Origin of the sequence: Candidatus Magnetobacterium casense, assembly GCF_019173545.1 — a bacterium.
Lineage (GTDB): Bacteria > Nitrospirota > Thermodesulfovibrionia > Thermodesulfovibrionales > Magnetobacteriaceae > Magnetobacterium > Magnetobacterium cryptolimnobacter.
The window spans coordinates 1-1,319 of sequence record NZ_JABXWD010000688.1 but is presented as its reverse complement, the minus strand read 5'-3'; the positions used below and the strand labels follow the sequence as shown (position 1 = coordinate 1,319).

Here is a 1,319-nt window from a genome sequence, read left to right as displayed (position 1 = left end):
GGTGTTGCTGTATGTGGGTGCTGTGGAGGACCAGATAAGCTCCGTGGCAGTTACGGCGGTTCCCTCCGTAATGGCTGAGTAGTCCAGGTAGAGGTAATACCAGGTGCTGGCCACGGGGGTTGATATGGCCGTGGTGGTCAGCTCTGAGTCCCAGTGGCACAGCTTATCCTTGCACCAGTACACAGCGCCCTTCGCCTTGACCGTGTAGGCCGTGCTGCCCCCGTTGTAGGTGAAGGTGGGCCGTCCCGCCCTGCCTGCTCTGTCAACCAAAGTGTTTGTTGTGGCTGTCGTGGAATAACTTGCCAAATAGGTAACGACCGCTTTCTCAGTGGGAGCTGCCGTGTCGCTGTTCCCTGCCATTGTGCCGTCTGTGGAGAACTCCGTCAGGGTGGCCCCTGTTGCCAGCTTCAGGCTCGCTATCGTGGTCGTGGTGCCGTCCCACTCGATGCCCAATCCCAGCTCCACGTTGTCCTGGGTCCAGACTGTCACCCCCGCAGATGTCTGAAGGATCAGCTTGTAGATCCCCGCGCCGTAAACAATCGCTTCCCCTCTTGAATCGAGCACCACCGGATTGGAGTTGGCGGTCCCGGCTCCCCGGTCTGTATAAGTGGCTTTAGCTGTTGAAGTTCCAGCCTCATAAGTGTAAAGAAGCCCCCCCGTGAGAGGAGCCCCGTTGTCGTCATCCGCATGGAACAGGGGATAGTTTAAAATGACAGCCATCGCTTACTCCTTTTCTTCTTCCTCTCCTGCCGTAAGAATTCCAACCCTGGTTGCTACAGGCATTCCTTTAACTTTTGCTGCCTTGGATAAGGCGAAGGAGATCCTAGCTTTTACTGCCGCATCCTCAAGAATCCTTTTTCCTAGAAACCCAGCCGTAGCACCTCCAGGCCCGCCAACCACTGCACCCGTCAATGTCATAAAGGTATCGCCCCATCGAATCACATCATAATTGCGAATCCTATTGACTGCTCTTTCCAAAACAGTATCAAGGTTTATCATGGCAGAATCATCAGCATTCAACTTCGCAATAGCTGGTTCCTGCTTCACTATCTCCTCTTTCAATCCCCTGGCTATTGCCTTATTAGATTCAACCATGAGGCCTTTCATTTCACCGTAATTCTTTTTATTGAGAGCATAGATGGCCTTCTTCATCTCCTGGGCTTGTTTCAAAGTGAGTCTATCACCATGAAATGACTTCACCCTTATAGCGAAATCATCTATATCCTTCAGATACGATTCAGCGTCCGGAACTTTCTTGTAGAATTCTCTCACATCATCCAATCGTTTCAAGGCTTCAGAAGTGTTTATTCCTTTCCCCG

At 51.8% G+C, this 1,319-nt stretch carries 1 protein-coding gene and 1 pseudogene; both read right to left on the bottom strand.

Going from position 1 to position 1,319, the window contains the following annotated elements:
* Nucleotides 1-720, bottom strand: a pseudogene (locus HWQ67_RS18765) (hypothetical protein); the annotation flags it as partial.
* A 3-nt stretch (nt 721-723) separates the two neighbouring features.
* Nucleotides 724-1,319: hypothetical protein (locus tag HWQ67_RS18760; RefSeq protein WP_218254218.1), on the bottom strand; the 596-nt coding region annotated here is incomplete at its 5' end.